This window comes from Noviherbaspirillum sp., from assembly GCF_035627455.1.
In the GTDB taxonomy this organism is placed as follows: Bacteria; Pseudomonadota; Gammaproteobacteria; order Burkholderiales; family Burkholderiaceae_D; genus Noviherbaspirillum.
On sequence record NZ_DASPLS010000006.1, the window covers coordinates 20,299 to 27,730 of the forward strand.

At 64.8% G+C, this 7,432-nt stretch carries 7 protein-coding genes; 1 reads left to right on the forward strand and 6 read right to left on the reverse strand.

Annotated elements, in window-relative coordinates; genetic code table 11:
* Positions 1–17: 17 nt before the first annotated feature.
* The 5 genes from VEC01_RS00770 to VEC01_RS00790 are packed head-to-tail and all read right to left on the reverse strand — an operon-like array spanning position 18 to position 5,415.
* A complete protein-coding gene (locus VEC01_RS00770; protein ID WP_324897773.1) occupies positions 18–1,877 on the reverse strand; it encodes a long-chain fatty acid--CoA ligase in 1,860 nt (619 codons plus the stop codon).
* Positions 1,878–1,887: 10 nt separating this feature from the next.
* Positions 1,888–2,661, reverse strand: coding sequence for an ABC transporter ATP-binding protein (locus tag VEC01_RS00775; RefSeq protein ID WP_324897775.1), 774 nt, complete (start codon positions 2,659–2,661; stop codon positions 1,888–1,890).
* Entirely contained in the window at positions 2,658–3,431 is a 774-nt protein-coding gene (locus VEC01_RS00780; RefSeq protein WP_324897777.1) for an ABC transporter ATP-binding protein, read from the reverse strand. Before VEC01_RS00780 ends, VEC01_RS00775 begins: the two co-directional genes overlap by 4 nt.
* Positions 3,428–4,504, reverse strand: coding sequence for a branched-chain amino acid ABC transporter permease (locus VEC01_RS00785; RefSeq protein ID WP_324897779.1), 1,077 nt, complete (start codon positions 4,502–4,504; stop codon positions 3,428–3,430). The genes VEC01_RS00780 and VEC01_RS00785 overlap by 4 nt, the downstream gene beginning before the upstream one ends.
* Positions 4,505–4,518: 14 nt before the next feature.
* Entirely contained in the window at positions 4,519–5,415 is an 897-nt protein-coding gene (locus VEC01_RS00790) for a branched-chain amino acid ABC transporter permease (protein WP_324897781.1), read from the reverse strand.
* 190 nt (positions 5,416–5,605) lie between these two features.
* On the opposite strand from VEC01_RS00790, the gene VEC01_RS00795 reads away from it, so the two are divergent.
* Positions 5,606–6,385 carry an enoyl-CoA hydratase/isomerase family protein gene (locus VEC01_RS00795; RefSeq protein WP_324897783.1) on the forward strand — a complete coding sequence of 260 codons (780 nt, stop codon included), beginning with the start codon at positions 5,606–5,608 and terminating at the stop codon, positions 6,383–6,385.
* A 123-nt stretch (positions 6,386–6,508) separates the two neighbouring features.
* On the opposite strand, the gene VEC01_RS00800 is transcribed toward VEC01_RS00795, so the two are convergent.
* Positions 6,509–7,432 (reverse strand): DUF4214 domain-containing protein (locus VEC01_RS00800; protein ID WP_324897784.1); only part of this gene is annotated, 924 nt, incomplete at its 5' end.

A 7,432-nucleotide genomic window follows, 5' to 3' on the forward strand; every position in this document is an offset into this window, starting at 1 on the left:
TCCGGCCGGCGCCGGCGTCAGGCTTCCTGGTACATGCTGTCGATGAGTGACGCGTATTTCTTGTTGACGAAATTGCGCTTGAGCTTCATGGTCGGCGTGAGCTCTTCGTCCTCGGCGCCGAGCTTTTGCTCAATCAGGCGGAATTTCTTGATCTGTTCGACGCGCGCGAATTTCTGGTTGACCTTCTGCAGCTCGGCGCCGATCAGCGCCTGGATTTCCGGCGCGCGGCACAGGCTGGCGTAGTTCGAGAACGGGATGTCGTGGTCCTGCGCGTATTTTTCGACGTTGTCCTGGTCGATCATGATCAGGCAGACCAGGTAAGGGCGCTTGTCGCCGATGACCACCGCGTCGGTGATATAGGGCGAGAACTTGAGCTCGTTTTCCAGTTCCGACGGCGTGATGTTCTTGCCGCCGGCGGTGATGATGATGTCCTTCATCCGGTCGGTGATCTTCAGGAAGCCGTCGTCGTCGACCCGGCCGACGTCGCCGGTGTGCAGCCAGCCGTCGGCGTCGATCGTCTCGGCGGTCTTGTCCGGCTGGTTCAGGTAACCCATGAACACGTTGTCGCCGCGGACCAGGATTTCATTGGTGGCGGGATCGACGCGGACCTCGTTGAACGGCGCCGGCCTGCCGATCATGCCAGGCTTGATGCGCGACATCGGTGTCGCGGTGCCGCCGCCGGAGGTCTCGGTCATGCCCCAGACTTCCAGCATCGGCACGCCGAGCGACAGGTACCAGCGCACCAGGTCGGGCGAGATCGGCGCCGCGCCGGTAGTGATGTGCCGGCAGCGGTGGATGCCGATCAGCTTGCGCACATTGTTCAGTACCAGCACGCGGGCCAGCAGGAACAGGAAGCCGAGCCCGGCCGGCACCCGCTCGCCCCGTTCCAGGTAGACCGCCGCCTTGCGCCCGACGCCAATCGCGGTACGGTAGGCAAACTTTTCCAGCCGCGTCGCTTCCGACAGCGCGATCATCACGCCGGAATAGAATTTCTCCCAGATGCGCGGCACCGCCAGGAATACCGTCGGCGCGATTTCGCGCACGTTTTCGGGAATCGTTTCCGGGTTTTCCACGAAATTCAGGCGCGCGCCGGTATACAGCGAGTAATACACGCCGCCCAGCCGTTCGGCGACGTGGCACAGCGGCAGGAAGCACATCCGCTCGTCCGAGTCGTCCTGCGGGATCACGTCCTTGAAACCGCGCACCGCGGTGATGACGTTGCGGTGGGACAGCATCGCCCCCTTCGGCTTGCCGGTGGTGCCGGAGGTGTAGATGAGGATGGCGAGGTCGCACGGCTGGCGCATCCGCACCCGTTCCAGCCACTGTTCCGGATGCAGCCGGTCGGCCGCGTCATAGGCGCGGCCGAGCGAGCGCAGCATGCCCAGGCTCAGCACCTGGTCGTCGTCCAGGTCGCGCAAGCCCTCCATGTCGAACACGATGATCTTGCGCAGGCCGGGCAGCTTGTCCCTCACCTCGAGCGCCTTGTCGAGCTGTTCCTCGTCTTCCACAAACAGGTAGACCGAGCCGGAATCCTGCATCAGGTATTCGACCTGGGCGGCGGAATCGGTCGGGTAGATGCCGTTCGACACGCCGCCGGCGCACAGCACCGCGAGATCCGCATACAGCCATTCCCGCTTGGTGTTGGACAGGATGGACACGCATTCGCCCGGTTCCAGCCCGAGCGATACCAGGCCTTGCCCCACCTCGCGCACCACCTGCGCCAGTTCGCCGAAGGTCATGCTCTGCCAGATGCCGAATTCCTTCTGGCGCAGGCAGACGCGGTCGGCGCGCTGCTGCGCCGCGTTCCAGAACATCTGCGAAATGGTGTCGCCGGGGATGACCGGAGCGCCGGTCGCCTTGCCTTGGGAAAAGCTCATGGGTGCCGTCCTAACGCCAGTTTTTCTTGCGCTTCCAGCGGCGCTGGCCGCGCACGCCCGCATCCTTGATGCCGAGATAGAATTCCTTGATGTCATCCTTGTCCCGCAACACCGCGCACCGGTCTTCCATCACGACGCGTCCGACCTCGAGCACGTAGCCGTAATCGGCATAGTGCAGCGCCACCTGCGCGTTCTGCTCCACTAGCAGGATGGTGGTGCCGCGCTCGCCGTTGATGCGGCGGATGATTTCGAAGATTTCCCGGGTCAGCTTGGGCGACAGCCCGAGGCTGGGTTCGTCGAGCAGCATCACCTTCGGCTGCGCCATCAGGCCGCGTGCGATCGCCAGCATCTGCTGCTGTCCGCCCGACAGCAGGCCGGCTTCCTGGCGCGCGCGTTCCTTCAGGATAGGGAAATAGGCGTAGGCCGCCTCGATGTCGCGCGCCACCGCATCCCGGTCGCTGCGCGTGAAGCTGCCCATCAGCAGGTTGTCGTAGACCGACAGCAGCGGGAATACCTCGCGCCCCTCCGGCACATGGACGATCCCGCGGCGCACGATCTCCGCCGGATCCTTCTTCTGGATCGGCTCGCCCTCGAACAGGATCGATCCCTTTTGCGGGTCGATGATGCCGGAAATGGTCTTCAGGATGGTCGACTTGCCGGCGCCGTTGGAGCCGAGCACGGTGGCGATGCTGCCGCGCCTGACGCCAAGGCTGACGCCGCGGATCGCCTTCACCGGGCCGTAACTGCTCTCGATGTTGTTCAGCTGGAGAATCGCGTCGCTCATGCGGCAACCCCTCCCAGGTAGGCTTCGATGACCGCCGGATCGGCCTGCACCTCGGCCGACTTCCCGCTCGCCAGCACTTCGCCGTAATTCAGCGCCAGCACGCGGTCGGACACGCGGCTGACCAGCGACATGTCGTGCTCGACCATGATCACGGTGATGCCGAGATCGGTGCGGATGTCTTCGATCCAGAACGCCATGTCGTCCGTCTCTTCGGTATTGAGCCCGGATGACGGCTCGTCCAGCAGCAGCAGCTTCGGCTGCATGCACAGCGCGCGCGCCAGTTCCACCACCTTGCGCACGCCGTAGGGCAGGGATGCGACGAGGCTGTCGCGGTAATGCTGCAGGTCGAGAAAATCGATGACTTTCTCGACTTCGGCCCGGAACGCAAGCTCGGCGCGGCGCGTGGCGGGGGTGAACAGCAGTTCCTGCCACAGCGCGGTGCGCCGCTGCGTGTGCCTGCCGATCAGCAGGTTCTGCAGAACGGTCGCGTGCTCGAACAGTTCGATGTTCTGGAAAGTGCGCGCGATGCCTTTTTCCGCGATCCGGTGCGGCGGCAGCCCGGTCAGCGTCTCGCCGCGGAAGCTGATGCTGCCGCTGGTGGGACGGTACAGCCCGCTGATCAGGTTGAAGGTGGTGGTCTTGCCGGCGCCGTTGGGGCCGATCAGCGTGAAGATCTCGCCTTCCTGCACCGAAAAGCTGACGTTGTTGACCGCGGTCAGGCCGCCGAAGCGCACGGTGAGGTTGCTTGCCTGCAGCAGGGGTGCCGTCATTTCAGCCGCTCCGATTTCATGTACGACTTCTGGCGCCGGAACATGCCGCGCCGGTAGAACGGGAACAGTTCCAGGTAGGTCCGCACCTTCAGCCAGCGCCCGTACAGCCCGAGCGGCTCGAACAGCACGAAGGCGATCAGGATCACGCCGAACACTGTCGGTTGCAGACCCGCCTGCTGGCCGATCCACGGCGGCAGGTAATCCTTGGCCAGCACGATCAGCTGCTGCGCGACGACCCAGAATGCGGCGCCGAAGAAGGCGCCGTGCACGAAACCGAGCCCGCCGATGACGATCATCATCAGCAGCTCGATCGACTGCACGAAGGTGAACTGTTCCGGCGAAATGAAACGCAGCTTGTGCGCGTACACCGCACCGGCCACGCCGGCGATCGCCGCGGAGAGCGCGAAGGCGATCGTCTTGTAGCGGGCCAGATGAATGCCCATACTCTGCGCCGAGATTTCCGAATCGCGCACTGCGACGAACGCGCGGCCGGTCGGGCTGCGCAGCAGGTTCAGCACGAGCAGCGTGACGCCGACGGTCAGCGCCAGCGTCAGGTAATAGAAGCGCTCCTCGCTGTCGAGGGGAAAGCCGAACAGCTCGATCCGGCCCACCTGCTTGCCGGAGTTGCCGCCGGTGATGCTTTCGGCGCGCACCACCGCCTCCTCGACGATGAAGCCGAAGGCGAGCGTTGCGATCGCGAGGTACATGCCCTTGGTGCGCAGCGCCGGCAGGCCGACGACGACGCCGGCAACCGCCGACAGGAAGGCGGCCGCGGCCAGCGATGCGGCGAACGGCCAGCCCCGGCTCTGCAGGTAGGCTTCGGTATAGGCGCCCACCGCGAGGAAGGCGGCATGCCCGATCGACACCTGGCCGGTGAAGCCGGACAGCAGCATCAGCCCGAGGCCGACCATCGCGTAGATCAGGATGAAAACCAGCTGCGAAAGAAAGTATTCGGACAGCAGCAGCGGCGCCGCCAGCAGCAGCACGCCGAGCAGGCCGTACCAGAACGCCATGCCGCTGTGCTTGACGAGCCGGATATCCTGGTTGTAATCGGTCTTGAAAAGAAAACGCATCTTGCCCCGGCTCCTCAAACGCGCTTGCGCAGGCTGTCGCCGAACAGGCCGTTCGGCTTCACGGTAAGCATCAGCAACACCACGATGTAAGCGGCAATGTCCTTGAATCCCTCCGGCAGGTAGAAGCCGGAAAACGACTCGACCAGCCCGATCACGAGACCGCCGACGATCGCGCCGGGAATGCTGCCGAAGCCGCCCACCACCGCGGCGGGGAAGGCTTTCATCCCGATGAATCCCATGTTGGAGTGAACGAAGGTGACCGGCGCGAGCAGGATGCCCGCACACGCTGCCACGCCGGCGCTGATGCCCCAGACCAGCGCGTTCAGGCGGCGCACCGGGATGCCCATGTAGAACGCGGCGAGCTGGTTCTGGGACGCTGCCTGCATCGCGATGCCGAGACGGGTATAGCGGAAGAACAGGAACAGGATCGCGCACAGCAGCGCAGTGGCGAGGATGATCGCCAGATGTTCGACGCTGACCACCAGCTGCACGCCCGACGCGTCCGGCTCGCCGAAGCGCAACAGCTCATCCTTGTACGGAACCGGGAGGCTATGGGTATCGGTGCCCCAGGACGGGATCATCGTGACGACGCCGCGCGCGAAGTAGGCGAAGCCGATGGTCACCATCACGATCGTGAACGCCGGCTGGCCGAGCAGGGGGCGCAGCAGGCTGCGTTCGAGCAACATGCCGAACAGGAACATGACCAGCATGGTCGCGCCGATTGACGCCCAGAACGGAAGGCCGAGCACGGTGGCGCCGGTCAGGCCGAGAAACGCGCCGAGCATCATCAGCTCGCCCTGCGCGAAATTGACCGTCTCCGTCGCCTTGTAAATGAGAACAAAGCCGAGCGCGATCAAACCGTAAATGCAGCCCTGTGCTATACCGCTAAGGGCAATCTGCAATACCTGCATGTCTCCTCCGCGCAGCGTACCACGTGGATATCCGTATGGTGCGTCCGCCGGCTCGGTGATCACAGCCGCCGTCGCTCTTTTTGACGAAGTGTAACAAGCTTACTTTTCTTTAGCAACCAAGCAGTTGCTTTTTATCAGACCCGGGTCTAGGATCGCTTCCATCGCCCCAGTCAACAGGAGGACGGAGACCATGACGACGCGCCTATCCATCGACGGCGGCCTAGCCACCGTCGTATTCGACAACCCGGCCACGCTCAATGCAATGGGCAGGGAACAGATCGCGGAACTCAACCGGGTCACACAACAGGTCGCCGCCGTGCCCGGCGTGCGGGTGGTCCTGCTGCGTTCCGAGGGGCCGGCCTTCGGCGTCGGCGGCGACCTTGCCAGCCTGCGCCCCGACCGCGTCGACGCGCCGGCCGTGCTGCGCGAAATCGGACGCGACCTGAACCCGGCCATCCTGCGGCTGCGCGAGCTGCCGGCGATCGTGGTGGCGGCGGTGCACGGCGCGGTGGCAGGGGGCAGCATGGGACTGGTGTGCGTGGCCGACCTCGTGATCGCGGCGAAAGACACGAAGTTCAACCTGGCCTATGCGCGAATCGGTGCCAGCCCGGACGCCGGCAATTCCTGGTTCCTGCCGCGTCTCGTCGGACCGCGCAAGGCTTTGGAGTGGCTGCTGTTGTCCGACAACTTCGACGCCGACACCGCGCTGGCATATGGCGTGGTCAACCAGGTGGTGCCGGCGGACGGCTTGCGCGCGGCGACCGATGCGCTGGTCGCCCGGCTGCTGGCCGGACCGCATGGCTCGCATGCGCGCATGAAGCGGCTCGTGTACCAGGCGGAAACGACGCCGCTGGCGCGGCAGCTCGACGATGAAATCGAGAATTTCGCGCAAGCGGCCGCGTCGCCGGACCTGGCGGAAGGCATCGCCGCCTTCATTGAAAAGCGTCCGCCGCGCTTCGGCAAGACCTGAACGGCGGGGACCGGATCATGCACCCCGGGACAAGGACGCCACCCTGAAGTCCTGACTCGGCCGCTCCCGTTCTCCCGTTCATGCCGCGATAGAAACAATGCTGCGTTTCAAGGGCATTTCCCTTCACAGGAAGATGCCCTGTACCGGCACCGCGCTGCCGTAACCGGTATGGCCGCCGATCAGGTCGATCCTGACGACCGCATCCTCCACCGACTGGCTGTTGTCGCTGACGCCGGACAGCACCTCGACCGACTGCTTGTACGGATCGGAATCGACGCCGCCGTTCGACTTCGCGGCGAGCGTCGCGGCGAAATGCAGGCCGACTTCGACCTTGTTGCTCAGGGTGTTTTTCGCCATGTTCGCATTCGCCAGATCGGTGCCGGTGACGGTGGTCGTGCCGGCGTCGAAGTTCAGCGCCGAAGTCACGAAGTCGGCCACGAATTCCGTGCGGCTCACCCCGGAATCGATCATCTTCGCCCAGAATGCGCGGCCCGCCTGGTCGCCCTGGATGCCGAGGACGTTCTGGTAGATCTTCGCGACGAATGCTTCCGTGGACAGGGAATCCGGATACAGCTCGCCGAACTTGGCAATGCCCGCGAACCGGTCGGCCATGTCGCGCAGGCTCAGCTGGCCGGCGTTCGCCTGTTCGATCCAGTACTGCAATCCGGCATTGTCCGGCGCCCGTTTGTAGAATGCCGCATACAGCCCGGCGACGAGCTCCGGCAGCGCCGCCGGCGCGCCGTCGTCCGAAACGGTCAGCGTGCCGTCGCCGAAGCTGATCTTTTCCACGTTGACCAAGGTATCGGCATCGGTCGCATCCTTCAGCGAGCGCACCGTGACGATTTTGCCGTTGCGCTCGATCGCGTAATCGGCGCGGTTCTGGCCATAGGTCACGGTATCGGTGCCCCTGCCGCCGCACACCAGGTCCTGTCCGGCACCGCCGAACAGCGCGTCGTCCCCGTCGTCGCCGAAAATCCGGTCGTTGCCGGCGGCACTGCCGACCTTGTCGTTCCCGCCGCCGCCATGCAGCTCGTCGTCGTCCGCCCC